The sequence below is a fragment of the Citrobacter sp. Igbk 16 genome (assembly GCF_028069755.1).
Taxonomy (GTDB): domain Bacteria; phylum Pseudomonadota; class Gammaproteobacteria; order Enterobacterales; family Enterobacteriaceae; genus Citrobacter.
The window spans coordinates 100,592-119,933 of the sequence record NZ_JANEWJ010000011.1 but is presented as its reverse complement, the minus strand read 5'-3'; the positions used below and the strand labels follow the sequence as shown (position 1 = coordinate 119,933).

Sequence of the window (19,342 nt, the reverse complement as noted above, 5' to 3'; positions counted from 1 at the left end):
CATTATGTCTGCCTGGTACATTACTACTAATGGCATGATATTTATTTTATCTGAAAATAGACTTTATACGGTAGTCATCTTTATTCTTCGTGATTCCCCTGGAGTACGATAAGCAAGCAAATCATTGAGGGAAGAAGGGGTACTGATGGATACAGTAGAGGAACTCAACGGAACATACTTTTATGCCGGTCGCTCTAACCTTACCGCGTCTGAATTGTTTTTCATGATTTTCTGCGAAACCACAGCAGATCACTTTGGGGTTGATGTGTTAGCAATGGTTGCACTTTACAGCGGCGTTAACAATCAGAAAACGAGAGCCAAGCCTAAAGGGGCAAAGGAAGGTACATCCCGGATATCTAAAGCAATGCGGAGGTATTTTAAAACTGCCAAATTTCCTTTTGGCATAAAATTACCAACCTGGGTTGGCGGCTATACTCCCTGGACGGCAAAACGACGAATGGTTACGAAAATAAGTACATTTGTAGGTCGGACGATTCCCCTAATAGGGGAGGTGATTTTATTCGCTGATGTTTCGATAATCACTTACTGCTCAATACGCGATTACAATCGTATAGCGCGGGGTAATGATAAGTTATGGTAGATGATATTGAGCAACGTGTTTTTGCACTGGTAAGACGCTACAACGGTGTTTATTTATTCAATAATGAAAAGAAGCAAAGCTTGCTAACGATTGACAGTGATTTTGACACTGACATGCAGTTTGATGTTAGTGAAGCAGAAGAGCTAATGGATGAGTTTTTTGAAGAATTTCAGGTCGCCAGAGGGAATTTTAAGATTGAAACTTACTATCCTGATGAGCCTTTCTCATGGAATCCCTTCAAGAAGTTACGACCTGTTCCTGTGCCTGATTTCACTATCGGGATGTTGATTGCATCGGCAAAAGCCGGGAAATGGTTATACGACTAAGTGGTAAGGAGTGCAAAAAATGGCTGTACCAGTACACTTATTTTTGACTGATGATGGCGGTGCAGTTATCCGCGGTTCTTCTGATGTTGTTGCTCGTGAGGGAAGCATTGAACTACGGGGTTTGTACCATAATTTAAACATCCCGACAGATCCAATGACCGGCAAGGTTACTGGCACCCGTCAGCATTCGCCATTCCAATTCACCAAAGAACTTGATAGTTCGTCTCCCTATCTTTTCAAGGCGACAGCAACGGGCCAGACGTTTAAAACTGCTGACTTTCATTTCTACCATATCAATGATGCAGGGCAGGAGGTGGAGTATTATCGGATCACGCTGGAAAACGTAAAGGTCATTTCAGTCAGTCCGGTTATGCATGACACGAGAGGTTGTCCGGGTACGGGTCATATGGAAGAAGTTGCAATGAATTACGAGAAGATCACTCATCTCTATAAAGACGGTAATCTTTTAGCGCATGATTCCTGGAACGAACGCGCCACGGCATAATTGAATGATGTTGCAGCCCACTCTAAAAAGGCGCCCACAGGCGCCTTTAGCAAGACCGTTACCCCTTCGACCCTTTCCCCGTAATCACTTCTATAAACTCCAGCACCTGCTTTTGCTTGCGTGCCGACAGCTTTTCTACTTTGCGCAGCGATTTCATCAGTTCTGACTCTTCGGGTTCAGGTGCGCGAGCGGTTAACACGATGCAGCCTTGCATTACGCACACATCAACGCGGGTGCCGGTGTCGAATCCGGCGGCTTTCAACCACTGCCCCTTCATCACGATGGACGGAAACTGGACGTACTTCACCGGCAGACGGCTGTAATCAGGATAACGGCTCGCATAACCCACCTTCAGGCGACGGTTATCTACGGTGTGCACTTCTGGATCAAATGAAACTGCAATACAATGCGTATCAGTCATGGCGACTATTCTCACTTAATAGTTACTGTGATTAGCGATGCGCAGGTGTTGGCGCACCTTCGCATCGCGCTAATAAAACCCCTGTAAATTACGCCAGTAGAATGGGGGAAGTCCAGATGTAAATAAGATGAAATAAGCGCGAATAGCACGCTTTCGGAATAAATAGAAAACGCCCTCATCCCAATAAATCCGGTATTATTCACCGTATAAATTCATTGCCTTTTGCACGCCTGAATATCCCCTCGTTCCAGAAAACAGTGCCTGTCGGCATCTGGATAAAAATGTGATCTAACTCACTGAAGCAAATAGTAAACTCTGAAACAGCCATGTTTTGTACACTTTGCTTTACACTTTTAGTGATGTGAATCACAAATATAAACCCGCGAAGTGATCCGACTCTCACAAAATGGGGTGTACTCATTGAGCAATACATTATGAGCACAGCCTGGAAAGTTAAGTTTTCAGTATTTCCCCCCTCCAGTGACATGCAACGGTGAAGGGCAAATCAAAACGCAAAAAAAAACTTGTTGAATATGAACGGGTAAAAAAATGACGTGTGATTTGTATCACTCACATTTACAGCTTTTTAAATTATTGCCAATGATTAATGTTGACCGTGCTATTTCCATAATCAATCAAATCTTGCATAGTGCCTGCACATTATTTCTCCCCCTGGTTCAGGAGGCGAATAGTTATATTTCATCAAGGCTTACTGATGAACCCGATATGCTTTACTTCACATTAATACGTACATGACCACTGTTACTGGAGAAACAAAATGAATTATCCGGCAGAACCCTTCCGTATTAAAAGCGTTGAAACTGTATCTATGATCCCGCGTGATGAGCGCCTTAAGAAAATGCAGGAAGCGGGTTACAATACTTTCCTGTTAAACTCGAAAGATATTTATATTGACCTGCTGACCGACAGTGGCACCAACGCGATGAGCGATAAGCAGTGGGCCGGAATGATGATGGGTGATGAAGCCTACGCGGGCAGCGAAAACTTCTATCATCTGGAAAGGACTGTTCAGGAACTGTTTGGCTTTAAACATATTGTTCCGACTCACCAGGGCCGCGGTGCAGAAAACCTGTTATCGCAGCTGGCAATTAAACCAGGGCAATATGTTGCCGGGAATATGTATTTCACCACCACCCGTTATCACCAGGAAAAGAATGGTGCGGTATTTGTCGATATCGTTCGTGACGAAGCGCACGATGCCGGTCTGAATATTGCGTTTAAAGGTGATATCGATCTTAAAAAATTACAAAAGCTGATTGATGAAAAAGGCGCAGAGAATATTGCCTATATTTGCCTGGCGGTGACGGTTAACCTCGCGGGTGGACAGCCGGTCTCGATGGCGAACATGCGCGCGGTGCGTGAACTGACGGCAGCACACGGCATTAAAGTGTTCTACGATGCCACTCGCTGCGTGGAAAACGCCTACTTCATCAAAGAGCAAGAGCAGGGCTTTGAGAACAAGAGCATCGCAGAGATCGTCCATGAGATGTTCAGCTATGCTGACGGTTGTACCATGAGTGGTAAAAAAGACTGTCTGGTGAACATCGGCGGCTTCCTGTGCATGAACGATGACGAAATGTTCTCTTCTGCCAAAGAGTTAGTCGTGGTCTACGAAGGGATGCCATCTTACGGCGGCCTGGCTGGACGTGACATGGAAGCCATGGCGATTGGCCTGCGCGAAGCTATGCAGTACGAATATATTGAGCACCGTGTGAAGCAGGTTCGCTATCTGGGCGACAAACTGAAAGCCGCAGGCGTACCGATTGTTGAGCCGGTAGGTGGTCACGCGGTATTCCTCGATGCGCGTCGCTTCTGTGAGCATCTGACGCAGGACGAGTTCCCGGCGCAAAGCCTGGCTGCCAGCATCTATGTGGAAACCGGGGTACGCAGTATGGAACGCGGAATTATCTCTGCGGGTCGTAATAATGTGACCGGCGAACATCACAGACCGAAACTGGAAACCGTGCGTCTGACCATTCCTCGCCGTGTTTATACCTACGCGCATATGGATGTGGTGGCTGACGGCATCATTAAACTTTACCAGCACAAAGAAGATATTCGCGGGCTGAAGTTTATTTACGAGCCAAAGCAGCTACGCTTCTTTACTGCACGCTTTGATTATATCTAAATTGTTTTTATGGCCCCATCACTGATGGGGCTTTTTTGTTTTCTTTTTCCATGAACAGGAAGCCTTTGTGGTGCCCGTTACCGTGACATAACTAAAAGAAGCAAACCCTGACTCCGACATTTTTATTATCCGCATGATGTACAAATGACAGCTGTAATTATAACGAATAGTCTACAGGAACATTTATCATGGATATTAATGCCATTGAGCGACAGAGTAGTACCCCCGGACTGATTAGCGGAACCATGTTGGTTATTGCAACCGTTGTGGGTGGCGGGATGTTTTCCCTGCCGATTGCGATGGCCGGCGTATGGTTTCCCGGCGCCTCTGTTATTCTTCTTTTTATTGCCATCATGATGTTATTAACCGGTCTGATGCTGGTCGAAGTTAACCTGCATTATGGCGCTGGTGCCAGTTTTAATACCTTTACCCAGGATTTATTAGGCCGAAAGTGGAATATCGTGGTCGGTATCGCTTTCGGCTTTGTGCTGTATATTCTGACCTATGCTTATATTTCTGGTTCGTCGGCAGTGATGGCGCAAACCGTGTTCAAATACAGCGGTGTGCGCTTTCCGGCGAATATCTCGGTGGTGATCGTCAGTATGCTGGTCGGGGCAATTGCCTGGTACAGCTCACTGCTGGTTGGGCGCATCACTACCGTGTTGATTATCGGTAAATTTATCGCGTTCTTTGCCACCTTCTCCGGGCTGGTCGGTCATATCGAAGTGGCGAAACTCGTGGACAGCGTGGCGGTAGCGCTGCCGAATTCGCAGTACCTGCCGTATATTCTGATGACGCTGCCGTTCTGCATTATCTCGTTTGGTTTCCATGGTAACGTGCCGAGCCTGGTCAAATTGTATGGCAAGGGCGGTGTCTCACATATTACGCGTTCGATTATCATCGGTACGCTGTTTGCCCTGCTGCTGTATATCTTCTGGCTGGGCGTCACGATGGGCAACATCAGCCGTTCCTCGTTCCCGCCGATTATCGCCAAAGGCGGCAATATTGACGTGTTTGTCGAGGCGATCAGTGAACTGTTCACCAGCCGCTATATGGACCTGATCCTGACCTTCTTCGGCAACTTCGCGGTGGCCAGTTCCCTGCTGGCGGCAACCCTCGGTCTGTTCGATTACATCGCCGACCTGTTTCATTTCCCGGATAACGGCGTGGGCCGCCTGAAAACTGCGCTGGTGACCTACTTCCCGCCAGCCGCCGTTTGCTTCTTCTTCCCGAACGGTTTTGTGCACGCAATCGGCTATGCCGGTCTGGCCTTTACCATCTGGAGTGTGATCCTGCCGCCGTTTCTGGTGAAAGCCGCGCGGAAGCGTTTTCCGACTGCCACGTATACAGCGCCCTGCAACAACACCGTGCTCAACCTGGTGATTATCTGCGGAGCGGTTGTCTACCTGACAGTTGTTCTTGACGTATTGGGTCTGCTGCCAACGTTTCGTTAGACGGAGTCAAAATGAAAAACGTGTTGTCTGTTCAGTCGTCAGTCGTTTATGGCTATGCCGGGAATAAGGCCGCGGTGTTGCCGATGCAGCTCTCGGGTATCGATGTCTGGCCGTTTTACACCGTACAGTTTTCCAACCATACCCAGTACGGGATGTGGCAGGGGATGGCGATGCCGCACGGTGAGTTGAGTGCGATCATCAGCGGGCTGGACGATCTGCAAAAGCTTGCCCAGTGCGATGCCGTGTTGTCGGGTTATCTCGGTGATAAACGTCACTGCGAAGAGGTAAAGCACGCGGTTACCACCATTCGTCAGCGTAACCCACAGGCGCTCTATTTTTGCGATCCGGTGATGGGCGATCCGCAAAAAGGCTGCATTGTCGCGCAGGGCGTAGAGTCCTTTTTTGTCGATGATGCCATTCAACTGGCCGACATCATGGGACCGAATCTCTATGAGCTGGGCGTGCTGACGGGCAGACAACTGCGTGGTTTTGACGAAGTAGTGGAAGCGGCGCAGCAACTGGTGGCGTGGGGCGTGAAGAAGGTGCTGGTGAAACATCTCGGCGACTGCTCGCGTGATAAGCAGGCGTTTGAAATGCTGCTGGTGACACCGGAACAGACGTTACACATTGCCCGGCCGCTGTATACCTTTGCCAAAATGCCGGTGGGTGTTGGGGATCTGATTTGCAGTGTGATGTTGGCTTCGTTGCTGAATGGCTTTGAGGATAAACTGGCGCTGGAGCGAACGACAAGTGTTGTCGATGCGGTAATGCGGCTGACGAAAGAGTGCGATTCGTATGAACTGCGGCTGATAGACGCGCGTCATCAGATTATGGATCCACAGGTTCGCTATCAGGCAACGGTGATCTGACGCCGCAAGGGGGCTCTGTGTTTCTGACATTGCTGAGGCTTCAGCATCCGTTGGTCTACCGTTTTGCGTGGCTGCGTATTTGGGTTGTGATGTTAAAAGCGTGCGGACTGCGTAAGAGAAAGGGATGAGCATTTTACGCCGCTGTCGCTGCCGGATGCGGCTCGCGCCTTATCCGGCCTACAAATGAGCGTGAAACGCAGGCCTACAAATAAGTGTGAAATGTAGGCCTGATAAGCGAAGCGCCATCAGGCATAAGTGCCAGGTATTACACGCGGAAGTAGCGTGGTGGAATCAACGCGGAAAAGGCGTCGAACTTCTTCACCATCTTTTTCCAGAACAACATAACAATAATCCTCGATTTGAAACATCGGCGCTATTTTAGTCAGCGCCGACGAATCGTAAAGCCAACGGCGTTGTTCCGATCTTAAGGCGGTGTAAACCTTTTTGGTCACTATGCCGTCAAAAACGATTGCCGCGAATTTGACGGGGTTGACAATGGTTTACGCCATAAACCAGTAATAAAACAGACCGACTTTCAGGCCGAGGATCACAATGTAGGCGCAGCAGTATTTCATGGTGCCAGACATAATCTGGTTGGCCTGACCGTCCATTTTGGTGGCAGAAACCGCGATGGCGATGCTTTGCGGCGAAATCATTTTCCCCCCCGTAGCGCCAGAGGTATTGGCCGCCGCCAGCCAGTTAGGATCGATATGTAACTTGCTGGCGGCAATGGTTTGCAGCTTGCCGAACAGAATGTTCGAGTTGGTATCGCTGCCGGTCACAAACGTGCCCAGCGCGCCAATTACCGGGGCGAGGAATACGTACGAGCTGCCGGTCAGATCGACAATCGACTGGGCCAGCGTGGAGATAATCCCGCTGAGATCCATCACCGTGGCCAGCGCGACGATCGCCATAATGGCGACGATAGAGTTTTTAAGCTGGAAAATCGTTTTGATAAATACTTCCAGCATCCCACGTGCGGACGCTCCCTGAATAAAACCGCCGATAATGGTCGCAAAGATGATCAGCATCCCCGGCGTGGTCACCCATTCCACTTTCAGCGCCATCGTTTTGCCGTCAGCGAGCGTGAAATGCAGCACCGAAGCCAGTTGGGACGCTGCGCCTTTTATTGTCGGGAACAGCGGCGAACACAGCAGGATAAACACAAAAATAAACAGATAAATAGAGCCAACCCGGAACAACACTTTTGCCGAGCGCGGCGTGGTTTCGCGGGTATGGCTGACTTCAATGCGCCACTCGGGATCGGTTTTCCCTTTGCGCAGGCGACTGACCATCGCCACGGCAAACAGGCTGACCAGGCTACCGGCAAAGGCGGGTAATTCCGCGCCAAGATGGATGGCGACAAAATATTGCGGAACCAGCGTGGTGATGCCGCAAATCAACGTGATCAGAAATACGCCGCGAATAGCCTTCAGGCCGCCGCCAATAATACAAATAATCACAAACGGCAGCAGGATATTAAACAGCGCGAGCTGCAGAATAATGGTTCCGCCCAGGGTATAAACCGGCAAGTTAACCTGTTCCGCCAGTATAGAGACGGGAATACCCACCGCACCAAACGCTGTAGGTACGGTGTTTGCCACCAGTGACGCAATCGCCGCCTTCAGCGGGTTGAATCCCAGCGCAATAAGAATGCCGATCGGAATGGCGACCGCCGTGCCATAACCCGCCGCGGCTTCCAGGAATCCACCAAAACACCATGAAATCAGCAGCACTTGAATACGCTTATCTTCGCTAATGCTGGCGAGAATATCGCGCAGAATATCCAGCGCTTTGGTTGCCTGCATGACGTTATAACTAAAGATAGCGCCGAGGATCACAATCACAATCGGCCATAATCCCTTCAGTGCGCCATAGCCTATTGCGGCTTGCAGATTCTGTACCGGCATCGCCCAGAATATCGCTGATAGCGCGGCGGTGAATACTAAAGAGATCAACACGGAATAATGGATGGGCATTTTCAATTTCAATATTAAAAATACCATCAGTAGTAACGGAGAGAGTGCCAGGGCAAACATAAAATATTCGTTCATTGCTATTCCTGATTGGTTTATTAAACCTGATTTATATTTATGGTGGAAAGGCTACATTGACGCATAAATAAAATATGTAAACTGAATCGCTTCAGTGAATAAAGTAATTATGATTAATAGTTTTGTAACTATTGTAATCTTTTAATTAAAAGCTTCCGCCAGATAAATATACTTAAGAGTAAGCCTAATACCTATAAGTAGTTATTTAATAACCTTTTTAATAATGGTAGTGACGAGATTAGTAATCACATGAAACTGTTTTTTAGGTTTTAATAACGCGGTGGTTTTCAATATAAAAATGTGAGCAAGGCCGAAAGAAATAAACCAGGGTGTTGCATGTGCGAGTCGATTAGAGGATTATCTAATTTTGTCATACAAATGAAAATACAGACATTTGCGATTGTCCTGATATAAGACACGGAGAGTCGCCAGCAACGGGAAACGATCCGAATATCACCATGGATCCAGGCATGAGTAAAACCAAAAAAACGAAAAACTGGGCGTGATATACGGCTGAACCTTTGCTTGATATCGCGATATCAAGCGCAATAAACAGAAATGAAGCAATGGAGTAGTTATTGTGAATGTAAATTTCTTTGTCACCTGTATTGGTGATGCACTGAAATCACGGATGGCACGAGACTCCGTATTGCTGCTGGAAAAACTGGGTTGTCGCGTGAATTTCCCTGAAAAACAGGGGTGCTGTGGCCAGCCAGCCATCAACAGCGGCTATATCAAAGAAGCGATCCCAGGGATGAAAAACCTGATCGCCGCCCTGGAAGACAACGACGACCCGATTATCTCCCCGGCAGGCTCCTGTACCTACGCAGTAAAAAGCTACCCGACCTATCTGGCCGATGAACCGGACTGGGCGCTGCGTGCCGAGAAAGTTGCCGCGCGTATGCAGGATCTCACCTCTTTTATCGTGAACAAACTGGGCGTGGTGGATGTCGGCGCCAGCCTGCAGGGACGGGCGGTGTATCACCCTTCCTGTAGCCTGACCCGCAAGCTGGGTGTAAAGGAAGAGCCGCTCACGCTGCTGAAAAACGTGCGTGGACTGGAGCTGCTGACGTTTGCCGATCAGGACACCTGCTGCGGCTTTGGCGGGACGTTCTCGGTCAAGATGGCCGAGATATCCGGCGAGATGGTGAAAGAGAAAGTCTTACATCTGATGGATGCGAAGCCGGAATATTTGATTGGCGCGGACGTCAGCTGCCTGCTGAATATTGGCGGTCGACTGCAACGGGAAGGCCAGCCGGTCAAAGTGATGCATATTGCTGAAGTGCTGATGAGCCGCTGAGGGGAATGAGATGTCAATAAAAACCAGCGATGTAGAGTTTAAACTGCGCATCCGTCAGCAGATAGAAGATCCGATCATGCGCAAAGCTGTGGCCAATGCGCAGGAGCGTATCGGCGCGAATCGCCAGAAAATGGTCGATGAATTAGGCCACTGGGAAGACTGGCGCGATCGTGCCAGTCAGATCCGCGATCACGTTCTGAGCAATCTCGACGCTTACCTGTATCAACTCTCCGAGAAAGTGACGGAAAACGGCGGTCACGTCTATTTCGCTAAAACCAAAGAAGAGGCTACCCGCTACATTTTGCAGGTCGCGCAGAGTAAAAACGCGAAGAAGGTGGTGAAGTCCAAGTCGATGGTGACCGAAGAGATCGGCGTCAACCATGTGCTGCAGGATGCCGGAATTCAGGTGATCGAAACCGATCTCGGCGAGTACATCCTGCAACTGGATCAGGACCCGCCTTCGCACGTCGTGGTTCCGGCTATTCATAAAGATCGCTATCAGATCCGCCGCGTGCTGAACGAGCGCCTGGGGTACGATGGTCCGGAAACGCCAGAAGCGATGACCTTATTCATTCGCCAGAAGATCCGCGAGGATTTCCTCAGTGCTGAAATTGGCATTACCGGTTGTAACTTTGCCGTCGCGGAAACCGGTTCTGTTTGCCTGGTGACCAACGAAGGCAATGCGCGCATGTGCACCACGCTGCCGAAAACGCACATTGCGGTGATGGGGATGGAGCGTATCGCACCGACCTTTGCTGACGTGGATGTGCTGATCACCATGCTGGCGCGCAGTGCTGTAGGGGCTCGTCTGACAGGCTATAACACCTGGCTGACCGGCCCGCGTGAGGCGGATAACGTTGATGGACCGGAAGAGTTCCACCTGGTGATTGTCGATAACGGCCGTTCGCAGGTGCTCGGTTCTGAGTTTCGCGATGTGCTGCGCTGCATCCGCTGCGGAGCCTGTATGAACACCTGTCCGGCCTACCGCCACATTGGTGGACATGGGTATGGCTCAATCTATCCAGGTCCTATCGGCGCGGTGATTTCTCCGCTGCTCGGCGGCTATAAAGATTTCAAAGATCTGCCGTATGCCTGTTCGCTCTGCACGGCCTGCGACAGCGTTTGTCCGGTACGTATTCCGTTATCAAAACTGATCCTGCGTCATCGTCGCGTTATGGCTGAAGAGGGCATTACCCCGAAAGCCGAGCGCCGGGCGATAAAAATGTTCGCGTATGCCAATAGTCATCCTGGACTGTGGAAAGTGGGGATGATGGCGGGCGCGCATGCGGCGAGCTGGTTTATCAATGGTGGCAAAACGCCACTCAAGGTTGGCGCGATTGGTGACTGGATGGAGGCGCGCGATCTGCCTGATGCTGACGGCGAGAGCTTCCGCAGCTGGTTTAAGAAACATCAGGCGCAGGAGAAAAAAAATGGATAACCGTACCGCGTTTTTAAACACTGTCGCCCAGGCGCTGGGTCGCCCGTTGCGCTTCGAACCGCAAGCGGATGCCGCGCCGGTGAACAACTATGCCAACGAGCGCCTGACCGAACTTAGCCCCGAGCTGCGCTGTGATGCGTTTATCCAGTTTGCCAGCGAAGTGATGCTGGCCCGCTGTGAGTTGACTCGCGAGGACCAGGCCGCAGACACGGCGCTTCGTCTGTGCGAAGAATTGGGTCATCAACCGGTGGTGCTGAGCGGCGACAGCCGGTTGGTGGAACTGGGGATAACCGAACGCCTGCAGCAGGAATGCAACGCCGTGGTCTGGGAGCCGGCTCGCGGGGCAGAGAATATTACCCAGGCCGAGCAGGCGAAAGTCGGCGTAGTGTATGCCGAGTACGGCTTAACGGAGTCCGGCGGCGTGGTGCTGTTTTCCGCACCCGAGCGAGGGCGTTCCCTGAGCCTGTTGCCGGAGTCCTCGATTTTCGTGCTGCGTAAAAGCACCATTCTGCCGCGGGTGGCGCAGCTGGCAGAAATTCTGCATCAGAAGGCGAAGGCCGGTGAGCGGATGCCGTCGTGCATTAATATCATTAGCGGGCCCAGTTCAACGGCGGATATTGAGCTTATCAAGGTGGTTGGGGTTCACGGACCGGTGAAGGCGGTGTATCTGATTATTGAAGATTGTTGAGGCAGGATGGAAAACCGCTCTGGCGCTATAGGCCAGAGCGGTATCGACGTTATGCAATCATGCTGATGATCAACACGATTATCAGGCCAACCACGGAGTTTACCAGCTCCAGAAGACCCCAGGTTTTCAACGTGTCCTTCACTGACAGGTCAAAGTAACCTTTGAACAGCCAGAAGGAGGCATCGTTGATATGCGTCAGGGTGTTAGAACCTGCCGCCGTTGCCAGCACCAGTAACGCCGGATCGACCCCCACCAGTTGACCGGTTGCCGGGTCGAGGATCGCTGCGCTAATAATCCCCGCCGCCGTCATGGCGGAGACCACGCCCTGGCCGGTTGCCAGACGAATCAGCACGGTGATCAGCCACGCCATGATATACGGAGAAATATTGCCGTGTGACATCAGCATGCCGATGGTATCGCCGATGCCGGTATCGATAATGGTTTGTTTCAGAACGCCGCCCGCGCCGATGATCAGGATCACCATGGCGATGCTTTTCACCGCGTTTTCAAAGGCGTTCATCACCCATTGCATGTCATGGCCGCGTGCGGTACCAAACAGCACGAAGGCGACAACCATGGCGATAAACATCGCAATTGGGGAGGAGCCTAAGAAGTTGACCACTTCCCACGCCTGCGTCCCTTTCACCAGCCAGATGTTGGCGATAGTGGTGGAGATCATGATGATCGCCGGGATCAGCGGTACCAGAATCGACACACCGAATGACGGCAGGTTGTTCTGGTCAACCGGTACATCGGCTTTCATAAATGAAGGCGTTGGGCGTTCAAGGTTACCGAGGAATTTTGGCAGGATCAGACCCGCACAGATAACGCTCGGAATAGTGACCAGAATACCGTAGATATAGACCATACCCATGTCGGCACCATAGGCGTTTACCAGTGCCACCGGGCCCGGCTGTGGCGGGAACAGTGAGTGTGCGGTGGTCGCTGCGGCAACGGCCGGAATGGCCAGTTTCAGGAACGGGATCTTCGCTTCTGCGGCAATGACGATCACCAGCGGTGCCAGCATAATAAAGGCCACTTCGTAGAACATCGCCAGGCCGAAGATCAGGCCGATAATGATCACCGACAGCTGCACATAGCGCAGGCCGAGGCGCGCCAGCAGCGTATGAGCAATCTGATGCGCCGCCCCGGAATCGACCATCAGTTTACCGATGACCGCACCGAACACCACGATAATTGCCAGTTCACCCAACGTACCGCCGAAGCCGGATTTCATGGTGTGCAGCAGCTCCATTAAATCCATCCCCGCCAACATGCCGACGGAGAGTGCCGCCAGCAGCAGGGCGACCATTGAGTTTATTTTGAAACGCAAATTGAGCACCAGCATGAGGCCGATGCCGAATACAACCCACAGAATATTGAGAACGTGCATAAAACGTCTACCTTGTTTTGGTTGAACCATTATGATTTTGGTTGAGATGTTACATATATTGGTTAACCATTGATGCGATGAATATCACAATCCATATTCAATGTTGACATTGATAACAGACTGTTCCCTTTCAGGCCGCGCCCTGCAGGCCATTTCCTCTTAACTTCATCACGTTACCTCACAATTCGTGTCAGACCACTGATACAGTTTTTGTGATTTGGTTAACCAATTTTGTTGTTTAGGTTGACATGTGGGGGCGAAAGGTGGAATTTATGCGCCATGTCGTCCGGTTTGCTGGCGTAATACGTTGAGCACTCCGGCAGTTGAGTAAGTCGTGGCTCGCGGTGTTTGCGCCGGGGGCCAACAATGTGAAGAGGTTAAAAGCATGGAACAGACATGGCGCTGGTACGGTCCTAACGATCCGGTTTCTTTAGCTGATGTGCGTCAGGCAGGCGCTACCGGTGTTGTTACCGCCTTGCACCATATCCCGAACGGGGAAGTGTGGTCAGTTGAGGAAATTGAAAAACGCAAAGCTATCGTTGAACAGGCAGGACTGGTCTGGTCGGTTGTCGAAAGCGTACCGATCCACGAAGACATTAAAACCCGTTCCGGTAACTATCAGCAGTGGATTGCCAACTACCAACAGAGTCTGCGCAACCTGGCGCAGTGCGGTATTCGCACCGTGTGCTACAACTTCATGCCAGTACTCGACTGGACGCGTACCGATCTGGAATATGTCCTGCCGGACGGCTCCAAAGCATTGCGCTTTGACCAGATTGAATTCGCCGCCTTTGAGATTCATATCCTCAAACGTCCCGGAGCAGAGGCAGACTACACCGCTGAAGAGGTCGCTCAGGCACAGGAACGCTTCACCACCATGACCGAAGAAGATAAAGCGCGTCTGACCCGCAATATCATCGCCGGTCTGCCGGGGGCGGAAGAAGGTTATACCCTTGACCAGTTCCGTCAGCACCTTGAGCGCTACAAAGATATCGATAAAGCCGCGCTGCGCGAAAACTTTGCCGTCTTCCTGAAGGCGATTATTCCGGTTGCTGAAGAAGTCGGTGTGCGCATGGCGGTGCACCCGGACGATCCGCCGCGCCCGATCCTCGGCCTGCCACGCATTGTTTCCACCGTGGAAGATATGCAGTGGATGGTTGATACGGTCAACAGTATGGCGAACGGTTTCACCATGTGCACCGGCTCTTACGGTGTTCGTGCGGACAACGATCTGGTTGATATGATCAAACAGTTTGGCCCACGCATTTACTTCACCCACCTGCGTTCCACGCTGCGTGAAGATAACCCGAAAACCTTCCATGAAGCGGCGCATCTCAATGGTGACGTGGATATGTATGAAGTGGTGAAAGCGATTGTTGAAGAAGAGCATCGCCGTAAAGCCGAAGGTAAAGAAGATTTGATACCGATGCGCCCGGATCACGGTCACCAGATGCTGGACGACCTGAAAAAGAAAACGAATCCAGGCTACTCCGCGATTGGTCGCCTGAAAGGGCTGGCGGAAGTGCGCGGCGTTGAGATGGCTATCCAGCGCGCTTTCTTTAGCCGCTAAATCAGACCGGCCGGCAACCTGTCGGGCCGGCTTTTTTCTTTTCTCTTCCCGTCGGTATTTCCGACGGGTTCTGGAGTTCACGATGACAACGACAATTGCCAATAGCAACCTGCCGGTTGCGCGCCCTGCATGGGATAACTCTCGCCTGCAATCCCGTATTGTTCACCTGGGATGCGGTGCTTTTCACCGTGCGCATCAGGCTCTGTACACTCATCACCTGCTGGAAACTACGGACAGCGACTGGGGTATCTGTGAAGTTAACCTGATGCCGGGGAACGACTGTGTACTGATTGAAAATCTGCAAAAACAACAGCTGCTGTATACCGTGGCAGAAAAAGGTGCGGGCAACACCGTACTGAAAGTGATTGGCTCGATGAAAGAAGCCATGCACCCGGATCTTGACGGCTGCGACGGTATTTTGCGTGCAATGGCGCGTCCGCAGACGGCAATTGTCTCGTTGACGGTAACCGAAAAAGGTTACTGTACGGATGCCGCCAGCGGTCAGTTAGATCTCAATAACCCGTTGATTAAACACGATCTGGCAAATCCGACCGCGCCGAAATCGGCAATTGGCTATATCGTACAGGCGCTGCATCTGCGTCGTGAGCAGGGTCTGCCGGCCTTTACTGTGATGTCCTGCGACAACGTGCGTGAAAATGGCCACGTGGCGAAAGTTGCGGTGCTGGGGCTGGCGCAGGCACGCGACCCGCAGCTGGCGCAGTGGATTGAAGCAAACGCCACTTTCCCATGCACCATGGTGGATCGCATTGTTCCGGCGGCGACGCCAGAGACGTTGCAGGAGATTGCCGATCAACTGGGTGTTTACGATCCGTGCGCCATCGCCTGTGAACCGTTCCGTCAGTGGGTGATTGAAGACAACTTCGTGAACGGTCGCCCTGACTGGGATAAAGTCGGTGCACAGTTCGTTGCCGATGTTGTGCCGTTTGAAATGATGAAACTGCGTATGCTTAATGGCAGCCACTCTTTCCTTGCGTATCTGGGCTACCTCGGTGGTTATGAAACGATTGCCGATACCATGACCAACCCGGCGTACCGCAAAGCCGCGTTTGCATTGATGATGCAGGAGCAGGCTCCCACACTGTCGATGCCGGAAGGCACCGATCTCAATGCGTATGCGACCCTGCTGATCGAGCGTTTCAGCAATCCATCCCTGCGTCATCGTACCTGGCAGATTGCCATGGATGGCAGCCAGAAACTGCCGCAGCGCCTGTTGGACCCTGTTCGTCTGCACCTACAAAACGGCAGCGACTGGCGGCACCTGGCGCTGGGTGTGGCGGGCTGGATGCGCTATACCCACGGCGTGGATGAGCAGGGGCAGACCATTGACGTTGTCGACCCGATGCTGGCGGAATTCCAGCGCATCAATCAGCAGTATCAGGGCAGTGAACGCGTTATGGCCCTGTTGGGATTAAGCGGGATCTTTGGCCATGATTTAGCGGAAAACGCGGATTTTGTGGAAGCAATTATCATGGCTTATCAGCAACTGTGCGAGAAGGGCGCGCGCGAGTGTGTCGCAACACTGCACGCTGACGCATAACGCCCGAACTATGACGGGTCAATCAAAATATCTGTTTGGTTGACCCGTTTTCTGTTTTTGGCTTGCCGCAAATGCTATAGTTCAGGCGACATAAAGGTTATTTGTAGGCCTGATAAGGTGCGTCCTGCCATCCGACCTACGGATCTGAATAAACGCATCTGACGGATAGAACATAATGAAATCGAACACTTCTCAGCAAAGACCCTACCAGGAAGTGGGTGCCATGATCCGCGATCTCATTGTCCAGACGCCATACCAACCCGGCGAGCGCCTGCCCCCGGAGCGTGAAATAGCCGAGATGCTCAATGTCACCCGCACGGTGGTGCGCGAAGCGTTAATCATGCTGGAAATTAAAGGGCTGGTGGACGTGCGGCGTGGTGCCGGGATCTACGTTCTCGACAACGCTAACGCGCAGACAATCGACAGCACGGATATTAATCATTGCAATGATGCGGGGCCTTTTGAGCTGTTACAGGCACGCCAGCTATTAGAGAGCAATATCGCCGAGTTTGCCGCATTGCAAGCCACGCGCGAGGATATCGTCAAAATGCGCCAGGCATTGCTACTGGAAGAACGTGAGCTGGCCTCCAGCGAACCAAACGGCTCGGAAAGCGGCGACATGCAGTTTCACCTTGCCATTGCCGAGGCCACGCACAACAGTATGCTGGTCGAGTTATTTCGTCAGTCATGGCAGTGGCGTGAGAACAACCCGATGTGGATCCAACTGCACAGCCACCTTGACGATACCCATTACCGCAAAGAATGGATGGGCGACCACAAGCAGATCCTGGCGGCACTCATTAAAAAAGATGCCCGCGCGGCCAAACTGGCAATGTGGCAGCATCTGGAAAACGTTAAACAGCGACTGCTGGAGTTTTCAAACGTTGATGATATCGACTTTGATGGTTATCTGTTTGACTCCTGGCCGTTGGATACGGTTAACGCCTGATTTTTCTTCCCTTTTACAACGTGGGCCATCCCGGCCCACGTATCACTTCCCACTGATTTCCTCTGACTATTTTCCCCGTCCGGACGCGACGTAAAATAATGTTTCCATCAATGCAGATGGCGTTTTTTGCAGCGTTATCGCGGGGCGAAAATTGACATATATCAATTAAAAACAACTTATTTTCGCGTGCAAAAAAATGCATCATTTACCTTATTTTTACCTTTTCGTGCTTATTTTTCGACAAAACAGGTCAATGCGAAGTGAGAATCACATTGATTTTCCCAACGGTTAGTGCCGTTAATGTGTACTTAAAGGCGTATAAAAACAGAGGATTTGGATAAAAGTAGACATTAATCACGCTCCGTAACCTATTGGTCAGAATGATGTTTTGATTGCGCAGGTTGATGACTCGTCCAGCCGCTCCCATTTTAATCAAATGAGTAAGAAAAAATATTCGTAAAGTAAAAATTACACATTATTCTACAATCAAGTTATCTTTCATTTGAAATATCGTTCCACTTTTTTTTGGTTTATTAACAGTTTCATTACTATTGTGATTTTTTTTTGCCGTTGACATGTTTTTACACTGACTGCATATTTCATCGCCATAAGCGTGTTATTGCGTTCAGGAGTTAAAAATGCCTTCTCGAGATTATCCCGATATCCGAAAAGCCAGAGGGACCCGATCTAAAGATATGGTCCTTTTAAGTGCCCGTGTTGATACTTCTCTTTGGGAATATGTTCGAACACTGGCATTTGAAACGCGTAAAAGTAAACAAGACATTATTGCGGAAGCGTTAATGTTACATCGCTCTATTAATGAGAGCGAAAGCGAAAGTTCAAAGTAGTATCTCTCTGTTCGGGTTTTATTTAAAACCCAAAATGAAATATGTCTTGCCACTTCATTATTGCCTTTATCGGTATGTTTTTTGGTGTGTTATTGGTGTTTCCCCTTAATCCATAGGGGACTTTTTTATGCAGGCATTTTGTCTTCATAACAAAGTTGATAGCAAAATTCACAATTAAAAGTGAGTAACAACATGAAAAAGTCAGTAGTGGCATTAGCTGTAATGGCATTAGGGGTAACCTCCGTTCATGCAGCGGAAATTTATAATAAAGATGGCAACAAATTGGATCTGTACGGCAAAGTAAAAGCGGTACATTCCTGGACTGACGGTAAAGATGCTGATGGTACTTACGCGCGTCTGGGTTTTCGCGGTGAGACTCAAATTAACGATCAACTGACCGGTTACGGCCAGTTTGAAAGTCAGTTTGATGCTTCTAAGGCAGAAGGGTCACAGAATGGCGTTAATACACGTCTGGCGTTTGCTGGTCTGGATTACGGCCATGACGTTAGCTTTGACTACGGTCGTAACTACGGTATCGCTTACGATGTGGGAGCTTACACTGACACTCTTTCAGAGTTCGGTGGCGACTCCTTTGAGGATACTGACCGTTTCCTTACTACACGCACTTCTGGCGTTGCAACACTCCGCACCAAAAATCTGTTTGGTGCCGTTGATGGTCTGAACGTTGGCGCGCAGTATCAGGGCCAGGATGACTCTAACGCTAACCCGGCAAAACAGCACGGTAATGGCTACGGCTTCTCGCTGGGTTATGACAATATTGCGGATTCCGGCGTTTCTGCCATTGCGACCTATACCACTAACTCCGTGACTGCTGAGCAGAAACGTAGCGGCTGGGAAGGTGACAACGCTGAGTTCTGGGGCGCTGGCCTGAAATATGACGCGAATGCTATCTACGTTGCAACCATGTACGGCGAGTCCCACAACCTGATTCAGGATGCGGACAAAGCACAGCATTTTGAAGCGATGGCTGCCTATGTGTTTGATTTTGGCCTGCGTCCGAACGTGGCATACGTTCATGCGCGTGACAATAACAACACTGACCTGACCGAATACGTTGCGCTGGGTACTGATTACTACTTCAACAAAAACATGGTGGCCGATGTAGGTTATAAAATTAACCTGCTTGATGGCAAAAACGACGATAACCAGGTTGTTGCTGGCCTGACTTACCAGTTCTAAGTTTTTGTGATGATTGCAA

Annotated in this window: 17 protein-coding genes; 14 read left to right on the top strand and 3 right to left on the bottom strand. The window is 50.4% G+C overall.

Annotated features, from left to right (window positions below):
• Window positions 1–145: 145 nt before the first annotated feature.
• From NNO03_RS09965 to NNO03_RS09955, 3 genes are read left to right on the top strand one after another with little or no spacing between them, the layout of a single operon-like run.
• On the top strand, window positions 146–601 hold the full coding sequence (locus tag NNO03_RS09965; RefSeq protein ID WP_094760969.1) for an STM2901 family protein: 456 nt from the start codon (window positions 146–148) through the stop codon (window positions 599–601).
• The gene (locus NNO03_RS09960; protein WP_094760968.1) at window positions 595–927 is read left to right on the top strand and encodes a DUF1493 family protein; all 333 of its coding nucleotides are present in this window, start codon (window positions 595–597) and stop codon (window positions 925–927) included. The genes NNO03_RS09965 and NNO03_RS09960 overlap by 7 nt, the downstream gene beginning before the upstream one ends.
• Before the next feature lie 19 nt (window positions 928–946).
• Complete coding sequence (locus NNO03_RS09955) at window positions 947–1,432, top strand: type VI secretion system tube protein TssD (RefSeq protein ID WP_271449425.1); 486 nt, start codon at window positions 947–949, stop codon at window positions 1,430–1,432.
• A 58-nt stretch (window positions 1,433–1,490) separates the two neighbouring features.
• Here the strand turns inward: NNO03_RS09955 and symE are convergent, their stop codons facing one another.
• Window positions 1,491–1,853 (bottom strand): endoribonuclease SymE, encoded by a 363-nt coding sequence (symE, locus tag NNO03_RS09950; protein ID WP_271449424.1) that lies wholly within the window; start codon window positions 1,851–1,853, stop codon window positions 1,491–1,493.
• 778 nt (window positions 1,854–2,631) lie between these two features.
• On the opposite strand from symE, the gene NNO03_RS09945 reads away from it, so the two are divergent.
• From NNO03_RS09945 to pdxY, 3 genes are all read left to right on the top strand, one after another.
• Window positions 2,632–4,002, top strand: coding sequence for a tyrosine phenol-lyase (locus tag NNO03_RS09945; RefSeq protein ID WP_016155590.1), 1,371 nt, complete (start codon window positions 2,632–2,634; stop codon window positions 4,000–4,002).
• 188 nt (window positions 4,003–4,190) lie between these two features.
• Entirely contained in the window at window positions 4,191–5,456 is a 1,266-nt protein-coding gene (locus NNO03_RS09940) for an aromatic amino acid transporter (RefSeq protein WP_271449423.1), read from the top strand.
• Between the two features lie 11 nt (window positions 5,457–5,467).
• Entirely contained in the window at window positions 5,468–6,325 is an 858-nt protein-coding gene (gene pdxY / locus NNO03_RS09935) for a pyridoxal kinase PdxY (protein WP_271449422.1), read from the top strand.
• A gap of 500 nt (window positions 6,326–6,825) precedes the next feature.
• Here the strand turns inward: pdxY and NNO03_RS09930 are convergent, their stop codons facing one another.
• Complete coding sequence (locus NNO03_RS09930) at window positions 6,826–8,379, bottom strand: L-lactate permease (RefSeq protein ID WP_271449421.1); 1,554 nt, start codon at window positions 8,377–8,379, stop codon at window positions 6,826–6,828.
• A gap of 580 nt (window positions 8,380–8,959) precedes the next feature.
• On the opposite strand from NNO03_RS09930, the gene NNO03_RS09925 reads away from it, so the two are divergent.
• Genes NNO03_RS09925 through NNO03_RS09915 form a run of 3 tightly spaced genes read left to right on the top strand, consistent with a single transcriptional unit; the run spans window position 8,960 to window position 11,805 of the window.
• Window positions 8,960–9,679: a (Fe-S)-binding protein gene (locus NNO03_RS09925; RefSeq protein ID WP_271442268.1), complete on the top strand. Its 720-nt coding sequence runs from the start codon at window positions 8,960–8,962 to the stop codon at window positions 9,677–9,679.
• A gap of 10 nt (window positions 9,680–9,689) precedes the next feature.
• On the top strand, window positions 9,690–11,117 hold the full coding sequence (locus NNO03_RS09920) for a LutB/LldF family L-lactate oxidation iron-sulfur protein (RefSeq protein ID WP_271442267.1): 1,428 nt from the start codon (window positions 9,690–9,692) through the stop codon (window positions 11,115–11,117).
• Entirely contained in the window at window positions 11,110–11,805 is a 696-nt protein-coding gene (locus tag NNO03_RS09915; RefSeq protein WP_271449420.1) for a lactate utilization protein C, read from the top strand. Before NNO03_RS09920 ends, NNO03_RS09915 begins: the two co-directional genes overlap by 8 nt.
• A gap of 49 nt (window positions 11,806–11,854) precedes the next feature.
• On the opposite strand, the gene gntP is transcribed toward NNO03_RS09915, so the two are convergent.
• The gene (gene gntP / locus NNO03_RS09910) at window positions 11,855–13,198 is read right to left on the bottom strand and encodes a gluconate permease GntP (RefSeq protein WP_137383854.1); all 1,344 of its coding nucleotides are present in this window, start codon (window positions 13,196–13,198) and stop codon (window positions 11,855–11,857) included.
• 385 nt (window positions 13,199–13,583) lie between these two features.
• On the opposite strand from gntP, the gene uxuA reads away from it, so the two are divergent.
• The 5 genes from uxuA to NNO03_RS09885 all read left to right on the top strand — a co-directional run bounded on the left by uxuA (window position 13,584) and on the right by NNO03_RS09885 (window position 19,323).
• On the top strand, window positions 13,584–14,768 hold the full coding sequence (uxuA, locus tag NNO03_RS09905; RefSeq protein WP_271449419.1) for a mannonate dehydratase: 1,185 nt from the start codon (window positions 13,584–13,586) through the stop codon (window positions 14,766–14,768).
• 82 nt (window positions 14,769–14,850) lie between these two features.
• Window positions 14,851–16,326 carry a fructuronate reductase gene (locus NNO03_RS09900; RefSeq protein ID WP_271449418.1) on the top strand — a complete coding sequence of 492 codons (1,476 nt, stop codon included), beginning with the start codon at window positions 14,851–14,853 and terminating at the stop codon, window positions 16,324–16,326.
• A 175-nt stretch (window positions 16,327–16,501) separates the two neighbouring features.
• Complete coding sequence (gene uxuR / locus NNO03_RS09895) at window positions 16,502–17,275, top strand: Uxu operon transcriptional regulator (protein ID WP_271442262.1); 774 nt, start codon at window positions 16,502–16,504, stop codon at window positions 17,273–17,275.
• A gap of 638 nt (window positions 17,276–17,913) precedes the next feature.
• Complete coding sequence (locus tag NNO03_RS09890) at window positions 17,914–18,123, top strand: hypothetical protein (RefSeq protein WP_137345740.1); 210 nt, start codon at window positions 17,914–17,916, stop codon at window positions 18,121–18,123.
• 192 nt (window positions 18,124–18,315) lie between these two features.
• Window positions 18,316–19,323, top strand: a complete 1,008-nt coding sequence (locus NNO03_RS09885) for a porin (RefSeq protein WP_137383850.1) — start codon at window positions 18,316–18,318, stop codon at window positions 19,321–19,323.
• Window positions 19,324–19,342: the final 19 nt, after the last annotated feature.